Here is a 23051-nt window from a genome sequence, read left to right as displayed (position 1 = left end):
CTTTAGCGGTGATGCAGAATTAAGTAACTGAACTTAAATGAATTTTTTATAAGTCAGTTCGAAAGCAAATCATCATTTGCTCAGCGTGATAGTCCGCATTGCCGCAGATTCGGGCGACAATCATTGCAACATGAGCGTATTGATCACACATCATGCATGAGCCGTGTAGAGGTCTGTTTCGAATGGGTTATGCGAAGACTGCAATATTGATGGCCGCAATGACGGCCTTGTTCATGGGGCTGGGGTACCTGCTGGCAGGTACAGGAGGCATGCTGTTCGCCTTGGTGTTGGCAGCAGGCATGAACCTGTTTACCTGGTGGAACTCAGACAAAATGGTCCTTCGCATGCACAACGCAAGGCCAGTTTCATCTGGTGACCATATGGGACTGTCGCAAATGGTCGGGGATCTTGCAAATAACGCGGGCATGCCAAAGCCCGCTGTGTATTTGATTGAAACACCCCAGCCCAATGCATTTGCGACAGGCCGCAATCCCAATAACGCTGCCGTTGCCGTCACTACGGGGTTGCTTCAAACCCTCAAAAGGGACGAACTGGCGGGCGTTGTCGCGCACGAACTCGCACATATTAAGAACCATGACACTGCGATTATGACCGTAACTGCCACATTCGCGGGCGCAATTACGATGCTGGCAAACTTCGCACTGTTCTTTGGTGGAAGACGGGATAGCGCTGTTGGATTAGTGGGGACCATTGCGCTGATGATATTGGCGCCATTGGCGGCGGGTTTGGTCCAAATGGCTATTAGTCGGACAAGAGAATACGCGGCCGATCGCGTCGGTGCCGAGATTTGCGGTCAGCCTCTGGCATTGGCGTCTGCCCTCGAACGTATTCAGCAAGGAGCTTCACGCATCGACAACGATGCTGCAGAACGCAACCCGTCGACCGCACATATGTTTATTATCAATCCATTGCATGCGCACACACGTGACAAGCTGTTTTCAACTCACCCGTCGACGGCAAACCGGATAGCTGCGTTGAGAACGCTCGCCCAGCAGACTAATACAGTCGACGCAAGCAGAAAGGCTCGCAACAGAAAACCACCATCCAGGACTGGCCCTTGGGGGTGAAGGTCGCGTGCGCGAACTGCTTTCTAGAGGGCTTTGTTAGAAGAAGTCGTCTTGAGTCGGACAGGTGCCTTTCCTAACCTTCGCGCATAAACAAACGCTCAGGTGTCCTTTTTTGGGTGGGTGGATTGACCACAAGTGGGACAGCGATCCGCTTCTGACACCGTTTCGGCATGCACACGTTCTCGGATATGGTCGGCAGAGCGGCGAGACAGGCCCAAATGCTTGCGAACTGCTTCAATGTCTGCCTCGTCCGCCTCGCAGATATCGCCATCTTCCAAGGCCTTTCGAAACTCGCGTTCCAGGCTGGCACGCCGACGGTGCAACTGATCGTTAAGGCCGCTGGCGATGATCCCTGCAGGCAATGCAGCCATGCCAATGCCGATTACCGTGATCGCAGCGCCGAAAATCTTGCCGGCGACTGTAACGGGTGTCACGTCGCCATAGCCCACCACATCGCAGCGGGGATCGAGCCAAATGCTTCTGGCTGCGCTTCGTGTTCTGCCAGCCAGGCACCGCTGGCGGCAAAGATCAGCATCACCATCAGGATGAAGAAGCCTGCAAAAAAGGCGCCGGCCTCTTCTTCGAACACGGCTAGCAACATGCCCAGTGCGGGCGAATACCGCGTGAGTTTGAGTAGCCGCAACATACGGAAGGTTCGCAGCAGACGCAGGTCAACCGGGAAAAACAGGTAAAGCAGCGCTGGCAATATCGCCAGTAAGTCGATGATAGCAATCGGAGAAACGGCCCAGGAAGCTCGCGTTCTGTAATTTGGGTTTTCCGTCGCAACCCAGAGTCTGCCCGCGTATTCGACAACGAATACGAACAGAGACAGGCCCTCAAAAACATTAAGCGTCAGCCCCCAGCGGTCATAGATAGATTCGACCGTCTCAAGGATGACAGCGGCAACGTTCAGCGTTATCAGGGCGATCAGCGCCAGTTCCAGCAACCAGGGGCCGGTGGCAGCCCGGTCCGGGCGTTCCAGCCACCAATAAACTCGTCTTCTAAGACTGCTCGAACCCGTCACAGCTTCACTCATGTCGAAACTTTGTCCAGGCGCGCATCAAGGGAAACGCGATCTGCGATAGCAAGGCTGTGCCCCAGATCAGATTGCCGACCAACGAGGGGACATGTGGGACGACATAGAAACAGGCAATTGCCAGAACGATCCCAAACACCCGTACGTCCCAACGTCCGAAATCCGAGGCAAGACGGTGTTCAATGACGTTCTGAAGCACCCAAAGCATGGCAATGTAGCCAGCAAGGCCGAAACAACCAATGGCGGCATATTCGGTTGGGTATGGCTCCCAAAACCCGACCTTTACCTCTGCAGCAAGGGCCACTCCGACCATGACTCCGCACAACATCAAGATCAGGTGCGCAAGCCACCAGATGACCAATGTCGACACCTTTTTGTCCTTTGGTTTGGCATTTCCGACAAAGTCGAAATAGATCCAGCACATGACGAACATCGACACACCACCGATGACAAAATTGACCAGTACGTCGGGCGAAACTTTGTAGATGCCTTTCTCGGACAGGGTGACGACCAGTTTGAAAAACCCTTCGCCCAATACGATCAGTGTCAGCAGCGCAAACCGTTCGGCCATATGGCCAAGGCGGGGGACGAACCGCTCAAACTGCAAGACAGTGACGCCGGGGATCATGTACATTGCCTGTGTGGCCACCATCGCGGCGGCAAACACCCAATAAGCAAGCGGTGTTGGCAGAAACGCTGTGATGGCGAAGATCACCGCAAAGACCGAGAAGTTGCGGATCTGCGCCGCTGACATAGACTCGCCCGAGGAATTGACACGCCTGGCGCGATAGTACAGCGCGGCGATCATGGCTCTGTTCGCGGCAAATCCTAACGCAAAGAAGACCCAACCTTTACCGTCGATGGCCGGGATCGCAGCGGCCATGAACATAACCGTACAGATCATCACCGACATGATGAGGCGGTGCCAGAAATCGGTACTGACGTAAATCGAATTGAAAATGCTGAGCTCACCCCATGCGTACCAAAGCGTGATGAAGACGCCGGCGAACACAAGAAAACCATGCAGATCAAGGTGATGTGACAGATAGTTGCCCAGCAGGAATATCGTCACGACATGGATCAGGTCATAGAACAGCTCGGCCCAGTGGACATGGTCATGCGCGTGGTCGAGGTCTTGATGGTGTTGCGGCTTTCGCCACATGGGGTGGTCATGCAGTGCCATAAATTGGGAACTCTTGAAAGTTGACAGGCTGTAGTGGCCGGCCTGCGGCCACTCTGATTGAGTTGCTTTTCAAAGACGAAGGTTGTCGCGGAGATCATGACCTTGCAACCCCTGTAACGGTTGTTAAGCGAGGGCAGGCCGGACGACACCCAGTTAATCTTGCGGTAACCACGCCGCTCGGGGCCGGTACTCACTGGCGTTACGCGGCCCTGTTACCTCGCAGATGCCGCAGGATGCGGGCGTAGTTTTCTTCACCTTGCGCGCCGGTTGCAAGGTGACGTTGGTCTAACACCATTGCGGGCAAGCCCTGAATGCCTTGGCCAATCCAGAATTGCTCTTTCTGGCGGACGCTTGCCGCACGTTCTCCGCTTTGCAATTTGGCAAGTGCATCCGCGCGCTTCAGCCCGATGCCTGCGGCTGCGTCGGCGAGAACCTGTATGTCCGAGATGTCCTCGCGATGCGTAAAGAAGGACGAGAAAAGGGTCTGCTTCATCTCGTGGCCTCTGCCCTGCTCTGTGGCCCAGTCGATCAACTGATGCGCGCGGAAGGTGTTATACATCCGCATGTCATCAGCGTAATTGAACGTGAACCCAAGTGCCGCGCCCATCTCGGTGAGGCGGGCACGCGCCTTGATCGATCCTTCCAATGTGGTCCCGTATTTTGACGCCAGGTGTTCGCGCAGGTTCTCGCCATCCTCGGCCATCTGCGGGTTCAACTCGAAGGGATGCCAATGGATATCCAGTTCGGTATGGGCGTCGCGCGGCCTTGGCCAGCTGGTGGTAGCCAATCACACACCACGGGCAAACAACGTCTGACACGATATCGACGCGAATGGTCAGAGTATCTTCCACGGTTCAGGTTCCTTTCACATCACTGGAAAACCGCGCCGCGTTTTCCTTGGTAAAAGCGCTGGCATCCGCATCGGCATCCCAGAACTGCGGATTGGCCGTGGGAATGGTCAGCGCCCGCTGCACGGCGGGCCGGGCATCGAGGCGGTCGAACCAGGCATTTAGATGTGGCAAGTCCGACACTCCCACCCGCGCCCAGACATAAGCGCGTGCCCACGGGTACAGCATCATGTCAGCAATGGTGTATTCGTCCGCGGCGATCCATTCACGCCCGTTCAGGCGCGTGTTCATCACCTCCATCAAGCGGCGGCTTTCGTCTACGTAGCGGCGGATTGAGAAGGGCTCTTCATGGCCATTGGGCGCGGCGATGTGCTGGAAGTACATCGCCTGTCCCATCATTGGACCGATATGGCCGACCTGAAAGAACATCCACTGCATGACCTCGGACCCTTTGACCGGGTCCGATGGCAGGAATTTTCCGTATTTCTCGGCCAGGTGCCACAGGATCGCACCGGACTCGAAGATCGCTCGCCCATCCGAGCGGTCTTCGATAGTTGGGATTTTTCCGTTTGGGTTCAGCGCCAGATAATCCGGCGATTTTTGTTCCTGTTTGGAAAAGTTGATGTGAGTCAGGTCATAGGGGACACCTGCCTCTTCCAGGAAGATGACCGGCTTGTACCCGTTCATCGTACCCGCGGTGTAAAGATGGATATCAGGCTGGGACATGTTCAACCTCTGTAAATGCTGTCTTGAGGTGTAACTTAAATCGGACGAAATCAGTTTCGATATCCGGGTTCTTCATTACATCGAATGCTGCAAACGTCGGCAATGGCTTCAAGTTGAGGAACTTTGCAGTCAGGTGTATCGGGCGCAAAAGGTCATCAACGCTGTCACCGGCAAAGAACGGTTCGGTTACGTCGTCGAACGCCTCTTTTGGCGCGTTGAACGTCACCGAAAGCATATACGTCTTGTCGCTCAGCGCGCCTCCCATCCCATAATTGGCCTTTGGCGCATCTGCCGTCCGGCCGTCACCAGTACTTAGCCGTCCATCCATTCCAGCGGTGTAAACTTCATCCATGTATTTCTTGAAAACCCACGGAACTCCCATCCAGTTCACCGGAAACTGCATGATGATTGCGTCGGCCCAAAGGTGCGCCTCAACCTCAGCATTGGCGTCATAGCCCTCGGCAACGGTTGTCACGCGTACTTCGTGGCCCATTGCAGTCAACGTGTTACGCGCGTGTTCGGTCAGGCTGGCGTTCAACTGTCCGGGGGCGAATTCGTAGGGCTGGGTGCCGTTCACGATCAGGATTTTGCTCATGTCCGTATCCTATATGTGCAATTTCAGAACCCTTGGCACTGGGTGGGTTCACAGAGCATTTGATTGTGCAGGTATAGGAAATCAACCAGTATACATTTAGTAACCTAGTTTTCTGATCGAAAGGACGGAGATGCGAGCGCGGATTGACGAGGATGCGAAAGGGCGTCGACAGGTTTCCGAGGCCTGTCTGGAGCCGTGCGCAATCGAACGCGGTATGCGGATCATTGGCGGAAAATGGACCGGATCAATCTTGTGGCACCTCAAGGATGGCCCTGTGCGCTTCAACGACCTGTCCCGTATGATCGGTGGGGCCAGCAAGAAGATGATCACCGAGCGGTTGCGTCAGCTTGAGGAGCAGGGCCTGGTGCGCCGGCAGGTTATGGATACGTCTCCTGTTTCCGTGCAATACTCGGTGACCGAGTTTGGTCAGACTGCTCTTTGTTTTCTTGATGAACTTCGAAAGTGGAGCGAAGAATTGCCTCAAGAGCTGGACCGAACCACTTGATTTAAAAAAGGGACCGAGTCTTTGGGCAGTCTGAAATCAATCCATCATGCTGCAGTCATCTGTTCGGACTATGAACGGTCCAAGGCGTTTTATTCAGAAACGCTAGGATTGCAGATAATTGCGGAAAACTTCAGGGCAGAGCGGCAATCCTGGAAGCTGGATTTGGCGTTGCCTGATGGGTCTCAGATCGAGTTGTTTTCTTTTCCCAACCCGCCCAAACGCACGTCTCGCCCCGAAGCACGAGGTCTGCGGCATCTTGCGTTTGTTGTAGATGATATCGAGGCGCTGAAAGTCCGTCTGGAACAGAAGGGTGTTCCCGTCGAAGACATCCGTGTCGATGAATACACCGGACGTCGGTTTGCGTTTTTCAGAGATCCGGACGATCTTCCATTGGAATTGTATGAAGCCGCGCCGCTTGCGTTGAAGTGATATTCCTCGTTCTTTAGGCTGAGCAAAGCAGGGAGGAAGGCGCATGGAGATAAAACCTCTCACCGGTGGATTGGGCGCGGAAATCGTCGGGGCGGACATCCGGCGCGAAGATCAATTTGATGCGATAAATACGGCCTTTGCAGAGTATTCCGTAATCGTTCTGAGGGGCCAAAGCGTTAGCCCGCAAGAGCATCTGTCCTTTGCGCGAAGGTTCGGCCCGATCAACGTGAACCGCTTTTTCAAACCTGTCGACGGCTATCCCGAGATCGCCACGGTTTTGAAAGAAAAAGATCAGAAAGAAGCTGTGGGAGAGGGCTGGCACACCGACCACTCCTATGATCAGGAACCGGCCATGGGCTCAATTCTGCACGCCTTGGAAGTCCCGCCGCACGGCGGCGACACGCTGTTTGTGTCAATGGCTGCTGCCTACGAGGCTTTGTCGCCCACGATGCGTGGTTTTCTGGATGGTCTATGGGCGGTGCATTCCTCTCGCCATGTCTTTGGCGCCAGCATCATGGATTCAGAAGCCGCAAAAAGCGGTCGTTTGGGTAATGCAGAAGCCGCCACGCAAGACGCATTGCATCCCGTTGTCATCACGCATCCGCTGAGCGGCAGGCGTGGACTGTTCGTCAATCCTGTGTTCACCACCGAAATCAAGGGTTTGAGCGCCGGTGAGTCTGCGGCGGTGCTTGGGATGCTTTATGATCATTGCAAGCAGCCTGAATTCCAGTGCCGCCTCCGTTGGCAGGCAGGGGACGTCGCCATTTGGGACAATCGAGCAACGTGGCACAAAGCTATCAACGACTACCACGGATTTCGACGCCTGATGCACCGGGTGACGGTGGAAGGGGTTGCCTTGACGCAGTGAGGCAAGTGGCACAAGGCTGCCCTCTGCGACTCAGTTTTGGCGCGACGACGCAATGACACCCCCTCGATTCCTGGCGCCCTTTTGAAAAAGGGCGATCTGTATCTAATTTTCTGTTTAATTTATTATACATAGAGTGCCTATCGAATTTTCTCTTGTCATAATTGGAACGTTCCACTATTGATTATTGGAACGTTCCAATTATGGGGTGAGTGGATGAATTGGGCATTTGTCGGAGCGAGCACAATAGCTTCGCAATACATGTTGGACGCGGTGCGCCGGCAGGCAGGCAACAACGTGACCTGGGTTGTCAGTAATTCTCCAGATCGGGTTCAGACCTGGGCCAAGGAACACGGAATTCCCAACGCAACGACGGACTTGGACGCTGCGCTTTCTGACGAGAACGTTCACACTGTGTATGTTTCCTCGACCAATGAGAAGCACCACGGTCAGGCAATGGCAGCCATTTCCGCTGGTAAGCATGTTCTATGTGAAAAGCCGCTTGGGATGACACAGGTGGAAGCTGTCGAAATGGTGCGCGCAGCCGAAGTAGCTGGCGTGGCATTTGGTACAAATCACCACCTGCGATGCTCTGGCAGCCATCGAGCCATTCGTGACCTCATTGCAGACGGGCGCGTCGGTGACGTTCTTTCGCTGCGTATACATCACGCGGTACATTTGCCGGGGAACCTACAGGGGTGGCGCATCAACTCAGCAGATGCTGGCGGCGGCGTGATCCCCGACATCGTCGTTCATGATGCGGATGTCACGCGGTTCCTGCTTAATGAGGACCCGGTTTCTGTCGTTGCGCAAATGGCCAGCTCTGGGATGGGGCAGGGGGTCGAAGACTCGTGCATGTCCGTCTGGACGATGCCATCGGGGGCGATGGTCATGACGCACGAAAGCTTTACGCACCCCTTTGCCGGTTCGGGCCTACAAGTGCACGGGACCAAGGGCTCGATTTTTGCGGATGGCGTCATGACGCAGCGCCCGGTTGGGGTAATAAAACTGGTGACTGAAGCCGGAAGCGAAGAAATCCCGTTTTCGGATCATTCGCTCTACATTCAGGGCGTCTCCGAATTTGTCGCCGCAGTAGCGGGTCAAGGCCGTCCAGCCGCGGACGGACCTGACGGAGTGAAATCGCTGTCCGTCGCGCTGAGCGTTCGTGAGGCCGCAGCGTCAGGTAGGCGCATCAACGTAGACTATGGTGGCTTCTGATGACCAAGCTTGTTTCCGTTTCCGAGGCCGTTTCTCGCATTCCTGACAATGCGGTGGTAACCGTTTCATCGTCCTCGGCACTGGGGTGCCCTGACCTTTTGCTGAAGGCGCTAGGAGAGCGGTTTCGCACGGAGGGGCATCCGCGCAACATAACAACGCTGCACCCTATCGCCGCCGGGGATATGTATGGCGTGAAGGGCATGGATTATCTGGCGCAAGATGGATTGCTAAGCCGCGTTCTTGCCGGATCGTACCCGTCGGGCCCTTCCAGCCTTGAGATGCCGGAAATCTGGAAAATGATCGTCGAGGATCGGGTCGCCGCATATAACGTGCCGTCAGGAATTCTGTTCGACATGCATCGCGAGGCCGCAGCGCATCGGCCCGGTGTTCTGACGCAAGTCGGGCTTGAGACCTTCGTGGACTCTGTCCGCGAAGGGTGCGCGATGAATGCGCGTGGCGCGGCAGCGCCTATCGTGAACCGGAGAGAGTTCGACGGTCAGACCTGGCTGCACTTCCCGAACATCAACCCGAACGTCTGTGTTTTGCGCGCAACCACGGCGGATGAATTCGGCAACCTGACCTATGAACATGAAGGCGCCTATCTGGGCGGGCTAGAGCAAGCGATCTGCGTACGCAACCACGGTGGGATCGTGATCGCGCAGGTTCAGCGTGTGACTTCAGCTGGCAGCCTGCGTCCGCATGATGTACGCGTGCCAGGGCATCTGATCGATCTGATCGTTGAAGACCCAGAGCAGATGCAGACGACCGAGACATCCTATGATCCTGCGATCTCTGGCCAGATCATGCGCCCTTGGGACAGCTTTTCGCTGGCCGAGCATGGCGTCGAAAAGGTCATCGCCCGTCGTGCCGCCCAAGAATTGCGCAGTGGCATGAGCGCCAACTTGGGCTTTGGCATCAGCGCAATGGTCCCGCGTGTTTTGTTGGAAGAGGGGCATCCTCAGGCTGTAACATGGGCGATCGAGCAAGGGGCCGTCGGTGGTGTCCCACTAACCGGCTTTGCTTTTGGCTGCGCATCCAACGCACATGCTTTCGTGCCGTCCCCACAGCAGTTCATATATTTTCAGGGCGGCGGCTTCGACATGTCGTTCCTCTCGTTCCTCGAGGTTGATGTCAACGGCAATGTGAACGTCTCCAAACTTGGGAAGAAGCCCTACCTGACTGCAGGGTGCGGCGGTTTTGTCGATATCACCGCGCGGGCCAAAAAGATCGTGTTCTCGGGCTGGTTCGAAGCTGGCGCCAAGATTGATCTGTCGGATGATGGTATCCGTGTGAATGCCCCCGGAAAATTCACCAAGATGGTGGATCAGGTCGAACATGTCACATTCTCGGGCCGCCGTGCCCGGGAAACCGGTCAGGATGTGCTCTATGTAACCGAGCGTTGTGTTATTCGCCTGACGGATCAGGGGCTGGTTGCGACGGAAATCATGCCTGGCATTGAGGCGCAGCGCGACATTGTCGAAGCATCGGGCGGTCGCGTCAAAGTCGCGGAAAATGCGGCTCAGATGTCCAAGTCACTGTTCGCAGTCGGCCCGATGGGGATGACCCTGTGAGCAAGCTTGGGTTTCATATCGAGGGTGCAACCGCCGTCCTCACTTTGGACAACGTGTCCAAGCTCAATGCTCTGACCGTGGACATGCTGGACGCGTTGGAGGCTCGCTTGCAAGAGGTCGAGCGTGACGCGTCCATTCGTGCGCTTGTTCTGACTGGCGCAGGAGAAAAAGCGTTCTGTTGCGGAGCCGATATTGGAGCATGGGGTAGTCTGAGCCCCGCCGAGTTTGCACGTCACTGGGTCCGAGACGGACACAGAATCTTTGATCGGCTGGCACGGATCGGCAAACCGACTATCGCTGCGATCAACGGTCACGCCTTCGGCGGCGGGCTGGAGTTGGCCAGTTGCTGCGATTTGCGCCTGATGACCCCGCGGTCCACGCTGGCCTTGCCTGAAGCGCGGGTTGGGATCGTGCCGGGTTGGTCCGGGACGCAAAGGTTGACCCGGCTGATCCCCGAAGCTGCGGTGAAAGAGATGGCTCTTTTCGGGCGCCGTATTGGTGCCGACCGTGCACTTGCCTTGTGCTATGCGACCGAGGTGACCGACGACGTTTTGGCGCGCGCGCTTGAGATCACCGTCGAACTAAGCGACCTTTCGCCCCGCGCCACCGAAATCTCAAAAAACATGATCCATGCAGCGGTCGGGGAAGACACTCATGCCGTGGTCGAAGCCCTTGGTAGTGCAGCAATTGCCGCCTCAGCGGACCGCGAAGAAGGCGTTGCTGCGTTCATGGAAAAACGAAACCCCACATTTTCGGGCCTTTGACGATATGAAAGACATCACCATCAACCCTGCCATCCCGTTCGATCTGCCGCCTCTATTTGTGGGTCAGCATCTTATTGATGGCACGTGGCAGGACAGCGCCTCGGGCGAGACGTTCGAGCGCCGCTCACCGTCGCACGGCCATATCGTCAGCCGCTCGGCCACTGGGGGCGAGGTTGAGGCCGAAGCGGCGATCCAGGCGGCGCGCAAGGCGTTCGACAGCGGTGTCTGGAGTCGCGCATCGGGCAAGGAACGCGCGGCGGTCCTGCTGAAAGTCGCGGACCTGATTGAACAGAATGTCGACCGGATCGCCCTGATCGAAACGCTGGAAAGCGGCAAGCCGATCAGCCAATCCAAGGGCGAGGTTGGCGGTGCCGCGGATCTGTGGCGCTACGCGGCGTCATTGGCGCGCAGTACCCATGGCGACAGCCACAACACGCTGGGCGCTGACATGATGGGCGTCGTGCTGAAGGAACCTATCGGTGTCGTCTCCATCATCACGCCATGGAACTTTCCGTTCTGGATCCTTAGCCAGAAACTGCCATTTGCACTGGCCGCAGGCTGCTCTGTCGTCGTGAAACCGTCCGAGATGACGCCGTCGACGACCTTGATGCTGGGCGAGTTGCTAGTCGAAGCTGGATTGCCCGCCGGCGTTTGCAACATCGTTTTGGGCTACGGCGTTCCGGTCGGCAGTTTGATGTCTACCCACGAAAGTGTGGATATGGTCAGCTTTACCGGCTCTACCGCAGTGGGTAAGACGATCAGCGCAGTGGCATCGCACACGCTCAAGAAAGTCGCGCTGGAGCTTGGAGGCAAAAACCCGCAGGTCATCTTTCCCGATGCCGATCTGGATGCAGCTGCGGATGCCGTTGTGTTCGGCGTCTATTTCAATGTTGGGCAGTGCTGCAATTCAAGCAGTCGCATCATTGTGCACGAAGACATCGCCATTGATTTCCGTGAACGTGTCGTTGCCTTGTCGCGCAAGGTCAAATTTGGCGATCCACTGGACCCGACAACGCAAGTCGGAGCTATCGTAACACCCGAACACAACTCAAAAATCGACTCTTATGTTAAACAAGCGCAGGCGTCCGGCGCCACTGTTGATCTGGGTGGTGAGCCGCTAGAGGTCGAAGGCCTGGGCGATCAGTTCTACCAGCCGACAGTGATTTCTGACGTGTCGCCAGAAATGCCCATCGCTCGCGAAGAGGTATTTGGACCGGTTCTGTCCGTTTTGACCTTCAAAACACTGGACGAAGCAATCGCGCTAACCAATGATAGCGCTTACGGTCTTTCAGCAGGGGTCTGGAGCGAAAACGTTCATACCTGCCTGGAGTTCGCCCGTCGTGCAGAAACGGGAACGGTCTGGACCAACACCTGGATGGACGGATTCCCGGAGGTCGCCTTCGGTGGGTTCAAGCAATCCGGGCAGGGGCGGGAAATCGGACGTTACGGGTTCGAGGAATTCTTCGAAGTGAAATCAGTGGTCATGCGCATCGGCAACAGCCGAGCGCCATGGGTTCCGCAAGATTAAGACCGGGCACCAGATTGGTCCCGAATAAGAAGAACGCATTAAGGGAGGAAACAAGAATGCGTAAACTGCTGAAGACAAAATCGCTGTTTGTGGCGGGTCTGCTGTGCACGACCAGCCTTGCGCACGCTGAAGACGTCGAAGTATTGCACTGGTGGACTTCAGGTGGTGAGGCCGCAGCGTTGAATGTTCTCAAGGACGACCTGTCCGGGCAGGGAATCGGCTGGACCGACATGCCAGTTGCGGGCGGTGGTGGCGAACAGGCGATGACCGTTCTGCGCGCGCGCGTCACCGCTGGCAACGCACCAACAGCCGTTCAGGCTCTGGGCTTTGACATTATCGACTGGGCCAATCAGGGTGCACTGGCCGATCTGAACGAAGTGGCCGCCAAGGAAGGTTGGGACGACGTCGTTCCAGATGCTCTTAAAGCCTTTGCCAAACATGACGGTAAATGGGTTTCGGCACCAGTTAACGTGCACTCGACCAACTGGGTCTGGGCTAACAAGGCGGTGCTGGACGCCAACGGTATTGCACAGCCGACCAACTGGGACGAATTCGTCGCTGCGGTTGAGGCGTTGAAAGCGGCCGGTGTCACTCCGATCGCGCATGGTGGTCAGGCCTGGCAGGATGCGACCATATTCGATGCGGTGGCGATGTCGACACTTGGGCCAGATGGCTACAAGGCGGCGTTCATTGACCTGGACGAGGAAACGCTAGGTGGCGACGCCATGAAAGAAGCGTTCGACCGCATGGCATTCATCCGCGACAACGTGGACGAGAATTTCTCGGGCCGCGACTGGAACCTGGCGACGGCAATGGTCATCAACGGTGAAGCCGGTTTCCAGATGATGGGTGACTGGGCCAAAGGTGAATTCCTGAATGCGGGCAAGGTGCCGGGTGACGATTTCCTGTGCTTCCGCTTCCCCGGCACTCAGGATCAGGTCACCTTCAATGCCGACCAGTTCATGATGTTCGATCAGGGCGGTTCGGTATCGGCTGAACAGGCCGCTTTGGCCAGCGCGATCCTTTCGCCATCCTTCCAGATTGCCTTCAACAAGGTGAAGGGGTCTGTCCCCGCGCGTACCGATGTGGACGGAAGTGATCTGGATGCCTGTGGTCAGCAGGGCATGAAGGATCTGGCAGCTGCTGCTTCCTCGGGCAACCTGTTCGGTTCGATGGCCCATGGCCACGCCGCACCGGCATCTGTGAAGAACGCGGTCTATGACGTCGTCACAGCCCATTTCAACGGCGAATATGACAGCGAGACTGCTGTCGTTGAACTGGTCGACGCAGTTTCGATCGCCAAGTGATCTTATCGTGATCCTCCCGATGGGGCGGCGGGTTGGCCGCCCTGTCACCATGAGGGCGCAATCGCTCCGACCCACAACTACTCGAACGAGGAGGGCGCGCCATGGCTGGTTCAGCCGACGCGGATTTCAAGACACGCCTTCAGAACTGGATTCCCAAACTGGTCCTGTCCCCATCGATTGCGATGATGACGGTCTTTGTCTACGGTTTCATTCTGTTTTCGGTCTACCTGTCCTTTACTGACAGCCGCATTCTGCCGACCTTTGGTTGGGTCGGCTGGGAAAACTACGACAAGCTGTGGCGGCTGAGCCATTGGGAAACATCGCTGATCAATATGGGCATCTACGCCAGCCTGTATATCGTGATCTGCACATGCCTTGGGCTGGGTCTTGCGATTTTCCTCGATCAAAAAATCCGCGGTGAGGGACTGCTACGCCCGATCTATCTTTACCCGATGGCGCTGAGCTTCATCGTCACCGGCACCGCGTGGAAATGGTTTCTGGATCCCGGCATCGGCTTGGAAAACGTGATGCACACCTGGGGTTGGACGAGCTTTGAGTTCGACTGGATCAAGAACCGCGACTATGCGATTTACACGGTTGTTCTGGCAGCGGTCTGGCAGACCAGCGGCTTCGTGATGGCAATGTTTCTGGCTGGCCTGCGTGGGATCGACAACGAAATTCTGCGGGCAGCGCAGATGGATGGGGCCTCGAACTGGAACCTCTATCGCCGAATTATCATCCCGCAACTGCGCCCCGCATTCCTGTCGGCCTTCGTGATCCTCAGCCACCTTGCGATCAAGACCTTTGACCTTGTAATCGCCCTAACCGGCGGTGGGCCCGGTCGTGCCACCGAACTGCCCGCGACCTTTATGTATTCCTATACGTTTACACGGAACCAGATGGGCATCGGTGCGGCCTCGGCCACGATTATGCTGATGACCATCGCGGCGATCATGATCCCCTACCTTTACGCCGAATTGCGGGAGAAACGCTGATGTCCCAAGCAACTCAAGATACCGCAATCCGCACCGGCCGCGTTACGCGCGCACTGATCTATCTGGTGCTGCTGCTGTTTGGTCTGTTCTACCTGCTACCGCTCTATGTGATGCTGGTGAACTCGGTCAAACCGCTGGAAGAGATCACCGGCGGCGGGATGATGAACCTGCCGCAAGTGTTCACGATCGAGCCGTGGCTGAAGGCGTGGTCTTCGGCGCAGATCGGTGTCGATCCGACGGGGTTGAAGCCGTATTTCTGGAATTCGATCAAGATGGTGGTTCCGGCGGTGATCGTCTCGACCATTCTCGGCGCGCTGAACGGCTATGTGCTGACCAAATGGCGCTTCAAGTATGATACCATCCTATTCGGTCTGATGCTGTTCGCCTGCTTCATTCCGTTCCAGATCGTGCTGATCCCGATGGCGCGGATGCTGGGGATCATCGGTCTGGCCGGTACCACATGGGGTCTGGCGCTGGTGCATGTGGTCTATGGGATCGGCTTCACGACGCTGTATTTCCGCAACTACTATGCCGTGTTCCCGACCGAACTGATCCGGGCTGCCCAGATCGACGGAGCCGGGTTCTTCCAGATCTTCTGGCGCGTCTTGCTGCCCAGTTCCGGGCCGATCGCAGTGGTGTCGATCATCTGGCAGTTCACCAACATCTGGAATGACTTCTTGTTTGGTGCCTCCTTCGCCGATGCCAACAGCCAACCGATGACCGTTGCACTCAACAACCTCGTGCAGTCGTCAACCGGTGTGAAGGAATACAACGTTCATTTCGCAGGCGCCATTCTGGCCGCCATGCCAACTCTGCTCGTCTACATCGTGGCCGGTCGATACTTCGTCCGCGGCCTGATGGCGGGTTCCGTGAAAGGATAAGGCCTCATGGGTTTTCTGGACATAGACAACGCGACCAAGTCCTACGGGTTGGTCGAGGTGCTGCACAAGGTCGATATCTCAGTGCAGGAAGGTGAGTTCCTGGTGCTCGTCGGCCCCTCGGGCTGTGGTAAGTCCACGCTTCTGAACATGATCGCGGGGCTTGAGGATATCACCAGCGGTGAAATTCGCATCAAGGATCAGGTGATGAACGGGGTTCACCCGTCGAACCGCAACATCGCGATGGTGTTCCAAAGCTATGCTTTGTACCCGAACATGACGGTCGGTCAGAACATCACTTTCGGGCTTGAGATGCATGGTGTTCCCAAGCCCGAGCGGGAAAAGGCGATGCAAGAGGTAGCCAAGCTGTTGCAGATCGAGCAACTGTTGGACCGCAAGCCCGGTCAGCTCTCGGGTGGTCAGCGTCAGCGGGTAGCTATGGGGCGCGCCTTGGTGCGGGAACCGGAAGTGTTCTTGTTCGATGAGCCTCTGTCCAACCTCGACGCCAAACTGCGCGTTGATATGCGGACCGAGATCAAGAAACTGCACCAGAACCTCGGGACCACCATCGTCTATGTGACCCACGATCAGATTGAGGCGATGACCCTATCTAGCCGCATCGCGGTCATGAACGGTGGCTATGTGCAGCAACTGGGTACGCCGCAAGAGATCTATGACACGCCAGCCAATATCTTTGTGGCAACTTTTATGGGCTCACCCGCGATGAACGTTGTGCCTGCGAAAGTGACCGTTCTGAACGGCCGTCCACATGCCGAGGTCGCCATTCACGACGGGTCGATGGCGCAACTCCCCTTCAGTCAGGATAACCTGACGGCATGGGATGGGCGTGAAATTCTGTTGGGTATCCGTCCGGAAACCATCACCGATATGGATAGCGCGGATCGGAAATCTTCGAATATTGCGCAAATGGCCAATCGTATTGTGGTCACGGAACCTGCAGGGTCTGACACGTTTGTGTCGATGCAACTGGGTGGGCGCGACGTGATCGCCCGGATGCGCTCGGATGCCGAGGTCGCGCCGGGTCAGGATTTCCCCTTTGCCGTGAACATGGAAAAGGCCGTTGCCTTTGATCCGGAAAGCGAGATGCGGATCCTTCCATGACCCGTGCTGACGTCATCATCATTGGGTCGGGTATCGGCGGGGCAACTCTGGCTGCAGCACTCGCGCCGTCCGGTTGCCGCATCCTGATCCTTGAACGAGGTGAGCGTTTGCAGCCCTCGCCGCAGGATCGGGACCCACAGGCGATCTTTGCCGACGGGCATTTTCGCCCCGATGAAACATGGCTGGATGGGGCAGGTAAACCCTTCAACCCGGGAAACTATTATTGCGTGGGCGGAAACTCCAAGTTCTACGGAGCGGCATTGATCCGTTACCGGAAAGAGGATTTTGAGCCGCGTCAGCATATGGGCGGCCATTCGTCCGGCTGGCCCATGTCGTATGAAGAGCTGGAGCCCGACTATACTAGGGCCGAGGAGCTCTACGACGCGCACGGGACCATTGGCGAGGATCCCACCGAACCGCCGCACAGCAGAGGCTATCCATTCCCACCAGTGCCGGATGAAGCGGACATTGCCGACCTGAGGGTTCGGTTAACCCACACCGGGCTGACACCGTCCTCGGTGCCGTTGGGCGTGGACATCGATGCATGGCTTGCGGCGGGACAAACCACTTGGGATGCGTTTCCAAACACGCGCGGCGGCAAAATGGATGCGGAAACCCGTGCGCTTTCCGCGGCTTTGAAACATGACAATGTTGAATTGCTGACTGGTGCCCGCGCCCGGAAGCTTATTGCCGGCGGTGACGGGCTTATCGCCAGCGTTAACGTTGACGGGCATGGCACCTTGGACGCGCCGATTATCGTTCTGGCGGCCGGGGCGGTTCAGTCGGCGGTCTTGTTGCTGCAATCTGCGAAGGACAATTGCCCAACTGGTCTTGCAAATCGCTCGGATCAAGTTGGGCGGAACTTTATGAACCACAATTGCTCGGCAGTCCTGGCCTTGCATCCGCTGCGCCGGAACCGCGCTGTTTATCAGAAGACACTGATGTGTAACGACTATTACAACGGTGACGAAGAAGGCGGTGCGCCGCTGGGCAATATTCAGATGCTGGGTAAGATCACCGGGCCGATCCTTGCATCACAAACCCATTTGCCGGGTCCAATTGCTGCGCTGATCGCCAATCGAAGCTTCGATTTCTATGCTATGTCCGAAGATCTGCCCAACCCGGACAGCCGCGTAACGGTTGAAGGTGACCGGATCAGGCTGGATTGGAAACGCTCGAATTGGGCGGCGCATGAGGCCCTTGTAGCCCGGTTGAAGGCGCATCTTAAAAAAGCGGGTTTTCCGGTGGTGCTGTCACGGCCATTTGACCGGCGCACGCCGTCGCACCAATGCGGCACGGCTCGGATGGGAAATGATCCGGCTAGCAGCGTCGTCGACACCTATTGCCGCTGTCACGACCACAAGAACCTGTTCATCGTCGACGCTTCGGTCCTTCCGACGTCTGGTGCGGTTAACCCGGCCCTTACGATAGCCGCACTGGCGTTCAGGGCAGGTCGGCACATCATTGAAACGGAGTTTTCCGCATGATCGGAACAGCATTGGTGACTGGAGGACAACAGGGCATTGGCCTTGGGATTGCGCGCGCCTTGATCGCGGCGGGGTACAAGGTCGCACTAGCCTCTCGCTCGACACCCGACAAACCGGTCGTTAAGGCGGCTTTGGCAGAGCTTGGCCCAAGTGCAATTTATGTGCAGCACGACGTGTCCGATATTGATCACGTTCCGGCGCTACTGGATCAGGTCGAAGCCGATTTGGGCCCGATCACCGCGTTGATAAACAACGCAGGAGTGGGGGCGCCGGTGCGTGGTGACATGCTGGATCTGAAGCCCGAGAACTGGGATTTCGTGCAGAACATCAACCTGCGCGGACCGTTTTTTCTGGCGCAAGAGGTGGCCCGGCGCATGTTGGAGCAGCCGCAAGAAACCTATCGTTCGATCACCTTTGTCACCTCGGTCAGCGCGACGATGGTGTCGATTGAACGGGCCGAGTACTGCGTGTCCAAAGCGGCGGCGGCGATGATGGCCCAGCTGTTCGCGGTGCGCATGGCCCCTCATGGCATAGGCGTCTTCGAACTGCGCCCGGGCATCATCGCCACTGAGATGACGGCAGGCGTACGCGACAAATATAACGACCGTATCGAGGGCGGTCTTGTCCCCGCAGCCCGCTGGGGTGAACCAAAAGACATCGGGTCCGTCGTTGTCCCGCTGGTGCAGGGACAGATGCATTTTGCGACCGGAGCCGCGATCCCCGTGGATGGCGGTCTGTCGATCTCACGTCTTTAACGCAGGGCACATCAAAATGTCTGAAGGATTTGATTTCATTGTTGTCGGAGGCGGCTCGGCAGGTTCGGTCATTGCCGCGCGCCTGTCCGAAGAGCCCTCGGCCAAAGTGCTGTTGCTTGAGGCCGGGTCCACCGACCGCCACCCGTTCTTTCACCTGCCCGCCGGATTCGCAAAGATGACCAAGGGCATCGGCAGCTGGGGCTGGTCCACGGTTCCGCAAAAGCACATGCAGAACAAGGTGTTCAACTACACGCAGGCCAAGGTGATCGGCGGCGGGTCGGCAATCAACGCGCAGATCTACACTCGTGGCGCGGCGCAGGATTACGACGACTGGCGGCAGATGGGCTGCGAGGGGTGGAGCTATGCCGACGTGCTGCCCTATTTCAAAAAGTCCGAGGACAACGACACTTACGAAGGCGAATTCCACGGCACGGGTGGACCGCTGGGCGTGTCCATGCCCGCAGCGCCTCTGCCAATCTGCGACGCCTATATCAAGGCCGCGGGGCAGGTGGGCATTCCAGAAACACGCGATGTGAACGGCGCCAAACAGGACGGCGCGGGGTATTATCAACTGACCCAGCGCAACGCTCGGCGCTCATCTGCCGCGATGGCGTTTGTTGCGCCGAACCGCAGCCGCCCCAATCTAACGGTGCGCACCGGCGCACAGGTCCGCCGCATCATGGTGAAGAACGGTAGGGCGACGGGCATCGAGATGATGACCGGCGACAAGATTACCGCCGCGAAAGAAGTCATCTTGTCCTCGGGCGCGATTGGTTCACCGCGTTTGTTGCAATTGTCGGGCATCGGTCCGGCGGATCACCTGGACGGTCTCGGCATCGACGCGGTTTGTCATCAGCCTCAGGTCGGCGCGAACCTGCAAGACCATCTGGATTTGTACTCGATCTGCGAAGTGACCGGGCCGCACACCTATGACCGTTTCGCCAAGCTGCACCTCTCGGCCCTCGCCGCGCTGCAATACGCGTTCACCCGCAAAGGACCGGTTGCATCCAGCCTGTTTGAAACGGGTGGGTTCTGGTACGCCGACCCGAAGGCGCGCTCGCCCGACATTCAGATGCATCTGGGGCTGGGCACGGGCATCGAGGCGGGCGTCGAGGCAATGCCAAACGGTGGGGTCACCCTGAACGCCTGCTTCCTGCGACCAAGGTCGCGCGGAACGGTTAGGCTGCAAAGCTCCGACCCTGCGGTCATGCCACTGATCGATCCCAACTATCTGGCGGATCTTTATGATCGCGAGATGTCCATTCGTGGGCTGAAGCTGGTGCAGAACATCCTCGCTCAGGATGCGCTGAAGCCGTACGTCTTGGCCGAACGCTTGCCGGGGCCAAACGTGCGCACCGAGCAGGACTATTTCGACTTCATCTGCGTGCACTCCAAAACATCTCATCACTGCGCAGGCACCTGCCGGATGGGCAGCGATGACGAAGCCGTTTTGGATCCGCGCCTACGGTTCAATGGGATCGAAGGGCTGCGCGTTGCCGACGCGTCGATCATGCCGACGGTCAATTCCTCGAACACCAATGCACCCACAATCATGATCGGCGAAAAAGCCGCCGACATGATCAAACAAGATCAAGGTTTCTGAACATGATCCGCCATATCGTACTGACCAAGTTCCGCCCCGACGTGACCGAAGAGACCATCGCGGCCATCTATGCAGGTCTCGCAGCCGTGGCCGGTTCCCAGCCGGGGGCCAGTGGGTTCACCGGAGGCCGCAGTGAAAGCCCCGAGCAGATCGAACGCGGATACATGCATGGATTCGTGATCGATTTCGACAATTGGGCCGCGCTGGAGAACTATCAAAACAACGAAACGCACAAAGCGCTGGGCGCACAATTGGTCGAGAACGCTGTGAGCGGTATCGACGGTATTCTGGTTCTGGATTTGGAGGTTTGAGAAAATGAAACTGATTTTGCCAAATCCTGAGGGGCAGCTTGAACCCTATACGCTGACCGGCACGCCGTTGGGGCCACGAGCGCCGAAAGTGCCTCTGACGCGCACAGCGTTTGCTGCGGCGCATGTGGTCTCGGACCCGCTGGCGGAACGCGACCCCTGGAATGGGCGTCCGGCGGTGGATTGGGATGCGACGCTGCGCTTTCGTCAAGGGCTGTGGGATCAGGGTTTGGGTCTGGCCGAGGCAATGGATACTGCTCAGCGCGGGATGGGTGTGGATTGGGCGACTGCGTTGGAGCTGATCCAACGGACAATGACGACCGCAAAGGCGCATCCAATGTCACCCCGCGTCGCCTGTGGGGCGGGGACAGACCACCTGCCACTGAGCGCGTTAAATACCGCTGGTGAAATCCTGTCGGCTTACGAACATCAGGCCGAAGCGATTGAGGCGGCAGGCGGTCAATTGATCCTGATGGCCTCGCGCGCGTTCCCGGCCATCAACGCGGGCCCGGACACCTATCATGACGTCTATCGAGCGCTGATTGACGGTGCGGCGGAACCGGTTATCCTGCATTGGCTGGGCGACATGTTTGACCCTGCTCTGACCGGCTATTGGGGCAGTGCGAATGTCGATACCGCCAGCAATTTCGTCCTGTCTGTGATCAATGAGAATCCGGCCAAAGTGGACGGGATCAAAATCTCTCTGCTGGATCAAACCCACGAAGAAGACTTCCGCGCGCGGCTGCCGGAAGGCGTGCGCTTATACACGGGCGATGACTTTAACTATGCGGACCTAATTGCCGGGGATGGAACGCATTTCTCGCATGCGTTGCTGGGTATTTTCGCCGCTATTGCCCCCGCCGCCAGTCAGGCGCTAGAAGCGCTGGCGATGGGAGACATGGATCGCTACACCGCGTTGTTCGCACCGACCGTTCCGCTCAGCCGAGAGATATTCAAGGCTCCGACCCGGTTCTACAAGGCCGGGATCGCCTATCTGGCGTGGCTGAACGGGTCGCAGTCCCATTTCATCATGCCGGGCGGGTTCCAATCCAGCCGCGATATCTGCCACTACGCGCAGGTCTTCAAACTTGCGGATCAGGCCGGTTTGCTCTCGGACCCGGAACTGGCTAAAGCACGGATGACCACGCTTCTCAGCCTGCATGGAGTTGAACAATAGCCTGAATGCGCAGACCCACGATCATAGATGTCGCCAACTCGGCGGGTGTTTCCAAATCGACTGTAAGCCTAGTGTTGCAGGGTAGTCCGCAGGTGAAGCAGGAGACGCGCAAACTGGTTCATGCTGCCATGAAAGAAATTGGGTATGTCTACAACCGGTCGGCGGCAAATCTGCGATCCACGGGAACGGCGCTTATTGGTTTGGTAATCAACGACCTGACCAACCCATTTTTCACTGAGTTTGCGACGTCCTTGCAGATGGCACTGGGTTCCCGAGGCTATGCGGTCGTAGTGGCCAATACAAACGAAGACCCCCAGCTTCAGGATCAGGTGGTGGGCGCGATGCTGGAGCATGGGGTTTCCGCTTTGATCCTATCGCCAGCTTATGGCGATGTCTCGAACACCTTGTCCGCGGTCGAGCGAGCCGGCATCCCTTTGATGCAGGTCTTGCGGCAAGTTAACAGCGAAACGGCCAGATTTCCCTTTATCGCCCCCGATTATGCAGAGGGTGGGCGCGCGGCAACGCAATACCTGATAGACACAGGCGCGCGGAACATCGCCTTCATCGGAGGCCTGGATGGCGCTGAAGTCACTCAGGAAAGACTGTCTGGCTACATTGGTGCAATGAAGCGCAATGGTTTGCAGCCTATTGTGAAGACAGGGGAATCCAGTCGTTCATTTGGGCATGAAGCAACGATCAGCCTTTTCAAGGAGCATCCGGAGTGCGACGCCGCAGTTTGCTTTAATGACCTTATTGCCTTTGGGATGATTAATGCCTGCCATGAAACGCAAGTTAAGATTGGCACGGAGTTTCAGATCGTCGGTTTCGACGACATCAAAGAAGCCTCGGAATGCTGGCCAGCACTGTCGACGGTACACTGCGGCGTCTCTGAGTTTGGCGAACAAGTGGCGGACACTGTTTTGCTGTGGCTGCAGGATGGAGTTACGCCGGCACAGCAAGCGCGCACTTCTACGCGCTTGGTTTTGAGGCAAACCACGAAAGGTAAAGAATAGCCAATGGTAATTCAGGACATTGTTAGGTCTTGTCAGAAGAACATTGCTTG

General features: G+C 57.1%; 24 protein-coding genes. 18 read left to right on the top strand and 6 right to left on the bottom strand.

Annotated elements, in window-relative coordinates; genetic code table 11:
* The first annotated feature begins 182 nt into the window (after positions 1-182).
* Positions 183-1088, top strand: coding sequence for a zinc metalloprotease HtpX (htpX, locus tag ACR0DT_RS06800; protein WP_480709984.1), 906 nt, complete (start codon positions 183-185; stop codon positions 1086-1088).
* Positions 1089-1186: 98 nt separating this feature from the next.
* Here htpX and ACR0DT_RS06795 read toward each other — a convergent pair whose 3' ends face one another.
* The 6 genes from ACR0DT_RS06795 to ACR0DT_RS06770 all read right to left on the bottom strand — a co-directional run bounded on the left by ACR0DT_RS06795 (position 1187) and on the right by ACR0DT_RS06770 (position 5476).
* Positions 1187-1522, bottom strand: a complete 336-nt coding sequence (locus ACR0DT_RS06795) for a hypothetical protein (protein ID WP_480709983.1) — start codon at positions 1520-1522, stop codon at positions 1187-1189.
* On the bottom strand, positions 1519-2124 hold the full coding sequence (locus ACR0DT_RS06790; protein WP_480709982.1) for an ion transporter: 606 nt from the start codon (positions 2122-2124) through the stop codon (positions 1519-1521). Before ACR0DT_RS06790 ends, ACR0DT_RS06795 begins: the two co-directional genes overlap by 4 nt.
* Complete coding sequence (locus ACR0DT_RS06785; protein ID WP_170496883.1) at positions 2117-3307, bottom strand: low temperature requirement protein A; 1191 nt, start codon at positions 3305-3307, stop codon at positions 2117-2119. The genes ACR0DT_RS06790 and ACR0DT_RS06785 overlap by 8 nt, the downstream gene beginning before the upstream one ends.
* A gap of 199 nt (positions 3308-3506) precedes the next feature.
* Positions 3507-4094, bottom strand: a complete 588-nt coding sequence (locus ACR0DT_RS06780) for a DsbA family oxidoreductase (protein ID WP_480709981.1) — start codon at positions 4092-4094, stop codon at positions 3507-3509.
* A 67-nt stretch (positions 4095-4161) separates the two neighbouring features.
* Positions 4162-4881: a glutathione S-transferase family protein gene (locus tag ACR0DT_RS06775; protein WP_480709980.1), complete on the bottom strand. Its 720-nt coding sequence runs from the start codon at positions 4879-4881 to the stop codon at positions 4162-4164.
* Positions 4868-5476: an NAD(P)H-dependent oxidoreductase gene (locus ACR0DT_RS06770; protein WP_480709979.1), complete on the bottom strand. Its 609-nt coding sequence runs from the start codon at positions 5474-5476 to the stop codon at positions 4868-4870. Before ACR0DT_RS06770 ends, ACR0DT_RS06775 begins: the two co-directional genes overlap by 14 nt.
* Before the next feature lie 130 nt (positions 5477-5606).
* On the opposite strand from ACR0DT_RS06770, the gene ACR0DT_RS06765 reads away from it, so the two are divergent.
* The 17 genes from ACR0DT_RS06765 to ACR0DT_RS06685 all read left to right on the top strand — a co-directional run bounded on the left by ACR0DT_RS06765 (position 5607) and on the right by ACR0DT_RS06685 (position 23001).
* Positions 5607-5981, top strand: a complete 375-nt coding sequence (locus ACR0DT_RS06765) for a winged helix-turn-helix transcriptional regulator (RefSeq protein ID WP_170496888.1) — start codon at positions 5607-5609, stop codon at positions 5979-5981.
* Positions 5982-6002: 21 nt separating this feature from the next.
* Entirely contained in the window at positions 6003-6410 is a 408-nt protein-coding gene (gene gloA2 / locus ACR0DT_RS06760; protein WP_480662819.1) for an SMU1112c/YaeR family gloxylase I-like metalloprotein, read from the top strand.
* Between the two features lie 43 nt (positions 6411-6453).
* Positions 6454-7278, top strand: coding sequence for a TauD/TfdA family dioxygenase (locus ACR0DT_RS06755; RefSeq protein ID WP_170496890.1), 825 nt, complete (start codon positions 6454-6456; stop codon positions 7276-7278).
* A 213-nt stretch (positions 7279-7491) separates the two neighbouring features.
* Positions 7492-8493 carry a Gfo/Idh/MocA family protein gene (locus ACR0DT_RS06750; RefSeq protein WP_480709978.1) on the top strand — a complete coding sequence of 334 codons (1002 nt, stop codon included), beginning with the start codon at positions 7492-7494 and terminating at the stop codon, positions 8491-8493.
* Positions 8493-10064 carry an acyl CoA:acetate/3-ketoacid CoA transferase gene (locus tag ACR0DT_RS06745; protein ID WP_480709977.1) on the top strand — a complete coding sequence of 524 codons (1572 nt, stop codon included), beginning with the start codon at positions 8493-8495 and terminating at the stop codon, positions 10062-10064. Before ACR0DT_RS06750 ends, ACR0DT_RS06745 begins: the two co-directional genes overlap by 1 nt.
* Positions 10061-10828, top strand: a complete 768-nt coding sequence (locus ACR0DT_RS06740; RefSeq protein ID WP_480709976.1) for an enoyl-CoA hydratase/isomerase family protein — start codon at positions 10061-10063, stop codon at positions 10826-10828. The genes ACR0DT_RS06745 and ACR0DT_RS06740 overlap by 4 nt, the downstream gene beginning before the upstream one ends.
* A gap of 4 nt (positions 10829-10832) precedes the next feature.
* Positions 10833-12356, top strand: coding sequence for an aldehyde dehydrogenase family protein (locus ACR0DT_RS06735; protein WP_480709975.1), 1524 nt, complete (start codon positions 10833-10835; stop codon positions 12354-12356).
* Between the two features lie 56 nt (positions 12357-12412).
* Positions 12413-13663, top strand: a complete 1251-nt coding sequence (locus ACR0DT_RS06730; protein ID WP_480709974.1) for an ABC transporter substrate-binding protein — start codon at positions 12413-12415, stop codon at positions 13661-13663.
* 101 nt (positions 13664-13764) lie between these two features.
* Positions 13765-14658, top strand: coding sequence for a carbohydrate ABC transporter permease (locus tag ACR0DT_RS06725; protein WP_170496900.1), 894 nt, complete (start codon positions 13765-13767; stop codon positions 14656-14658).
* Positions 14658-15539, top strand: coding sequence for a carbohydrate ABC transporter permease (locus tag ACR0DT_RS06720; RefSeq protein WP_480709973.1), 882 nt, complete (start codon positions 14658-14660; stop codon positions 15537-15539). The genes ACR0DT_RS06725 and ACR0DT_RS06720 overlap by 1 nt, the downstream gene beginning before the upstream one ends.
* 6 nt (positions 15540-15545) lie before the next feature.
* The gene (locus tag ACR0DT_RS06715; RefSeq protein ID WP_480709972.1) at positions 15546-16658 is read left to right on the top strand and encodes an ABC transporter ATP-binding protein; all 1113 of its coding nucleotides are present in this window, start codon (positions 15546-15548) and stop codon (positions 16656-16658) included.
* Positions 16655-18145, top strand: a complete 1491-nt coding sequence (locus ACR0DT_RS06710) for a GMC oxidoreductase (RefSeq protein ID WP_480709971.1) — start codon at positions 16655-16657, stop codon at positions 18143-18145. The genes ACR0DT_RS06715 and ACR0DT_RS06710 overlap by 4 nt, the downstream gene beginning before the upstream one ends.
* Positions 18142-18900: a 3-ketoacyl-ACP reductase gene (locus tag ACR0DT_RS06705; protein ID WP_480709970.1), complete on the top strand. Its 759-nt coding sequence runs from the start codon at positions 18142-18144 to the stop codon at positions 18898-18900. Before ACR0DT_RS06710 ends, ACR0DT_RS06705 begins: the two co-directional genes overlap by 4 nt.
* Positions 18901-18916: 16 nt before the next feature.
* Positions 18917-20503 carry a GMC family oxidoreductase gene (locus ACR0DT_RS06700; protein ID WP_480709969.1) on the top strand — a complete coding sequence of 529 codons (1587 nt, stop codon included), beginning with the start codon at positions 18917-18919 and terminating at the stop codon, positions 20501-20503.
* A gap of 2 nt (positions 20504-20505) precedes the next feature.
* Positions 20506-20814 carry a Dabb family protein gene (locus ACR0DT_RS06695; RefSeq protein WP_480709968.1) on the top strand — a complete coding sequence of 103 codons (309 nt, stop codon included), beginning with the start codon at positions 20506-20508 and terminating at the stop codon, positions 20812-20814.
* Positions 20815-20818: 4 nt separating this feature from the next.
* Entirely contained in the window at positions 20819-21988 is a 1170-nt protein-coding gene (locus ACR0DT_RS06690) for a dihydrodipicolinate synthase family protein (RefSeq protein WP_480709967.1), read from the top strand.
* Between the two features lie 5 nt (positions 21989-21993).
* Positions 21994-23001, top strand: coding sequence for a LacI family DNA-binding transcriptional regulator (locus ACR0DT_RS06685; protein ID WP_480709966.1), 1008 nt, complete (start codon positions 21994-21996; stop codon positions 22999-23001).
* Positions 23002-23051 lie beyond the last annotated feature (50 nt).

Source organism: Ruegeria sp. BI11 (genome assembly GCF_056538005.1).
Note: the sequence above shows the minus strand (reverse complement) of the source record. Positions and strands in the feature narration are given on the sequence as shown.

Bases quoted from the DNA above. Each gene is read 5' to 3' on its own strand.
- ACR0DT_RS06755 (WP_170496890.1), top strand. From the start codon at position 6,454: ATGGAGATAAAACCTCTCACCGGTGGATTGGGCGCGGAAATCGTCGGG.
- ACR0DT_RS06710 (WP_480709971.1), top strand. From the start codon at position 16,655: ATGACCCGTGCTGACGTCATCATCATTGGGTCGGGTATCGGCGGGGCA.
- ACR0DT_RS06770 (WP_480709979.1), bottom strand. From the start codon at position 5,476: ATGAGCAAAATCCTGATCGTGAACGGCACCCAGCCCTACGAATTCGCC.
- ACR0DT_RS06790 (WP_480709982.1), bottom strand. From the start codon at position 2,124: ATGAGTGAAGCTGTGACGGGTTCGAGCAGTCTTAGAAGACGAGTTTAT.
- ACR0DT_RS06745 (WP_480709977.1), top strand. From the start codon at position 8,493: ATGACCAAGCTTGTTTCCGTTTCCGAGGCCGTTTCTCGCATTCCTGAC.
- ACR0DT_RS06720 (WP_480709973.1), top strand. From the start codon at position 14,658: ATGTCCCAAGCAACTCAAGATACCGCAATCCGCACCGGCCGCGTTACG.
- ACR0DT_RS06685 (WP_480709966.1), top strand. From the start codon at position 21,994: ATGCGCAGACCCACGATCATAGATGTCGCCAACTCGGCGGGTGTTTCC.
- ACR0DT_RS06715 (WP_480709972.1), top strand. From the start codon at position 15,546: ATGGGTTTTCTGGACATAGACAACGCGACCAAGTCCTACGGGTTGGTC.
- ACR0DT_RS06700 (WP_480709969.1), top strand. From the start codon at position 18,917: ATGTCTGAAGGATTTGATTTCATTGTTGTCGGAGGCGGCTCGGCAGGT.
- ACR0DT_RS06750 (WP_480709978.1), top strand. From the start codon at position 7,492: ATGAATTGGGCATTTGTCGGAGCGAGCACAATAGCTTCGCAATACATG.
- ACR0DT_RS06785 (WP_170496883.1), bottom strand. From the start codon at position 3,307: ATGGCACTGCATGACCACCCCATGTGGCGAAAGCCGCAACACCATCAA.
- ACR0DT_RS06775 (WP_480709980.1), bottom strand. From the start codon at position 4,881: ATGTCCCAGCCTGATATCCATCTTTACACCGCGGGTACGATGAACGGG.
- htpX (WP_480709984.1), top strand. From the start codon at position 183: ATGGGTTATGCGAAGACTGCAATATTGATGGCCGCAATGACGGCCTTG.
- ACR0DT_RS06690 (WP_480709967.1), top strand. From the start codon at position 20,819: ATGAAACTGATTTTGCCAAATCCTGAGGGGCAGCTTGAACCCTATACG.
- ACR0DT_RS06695 (WP_480709968.1), top strand. From the start codon at position 20,506: ATGATCCGCCATATCGTACTGACCAAGTTCCGCCCCGACGTGACCGAA.
- ACR0DT_RS06725 (WP_170496900.1), top strand. From the start codon at position 13,765: ATGGCTGGTTCAGCCGACGCGGATTTCAAGACACGCCTTCAGAACTGG.
- ACR0DT_RS06765 (WP_170496888.1), top strand. From the start codon at position 5,607: ATGCGAGCGCGGATTGACGAGGATGCGAAAGGGCGTCGACAGGTTTCC.
- ACR0DT_RS06705 (WP_480709970.1), top strand. From the start codon at position 18,142: ATGATCGGAACAGCATTGGTGACTGGAGGACAACAGGGCATTGGCCTT.
- ACR0DT_RS06730 (WP_480709974.1), top strand. From the start codon at position 12,413: ATGCGTAAACTGCTGAAGACAAAATCGCTGTTTGTGGCGGGTCTGCTG.
- ACR0DT_RS06735 (WP_480709975.1), top strand. From the start codon at position 10,833: ATGAAAGACATCACCATCAACCCTGCCATCCCGTTCGATCTGCCGCCT.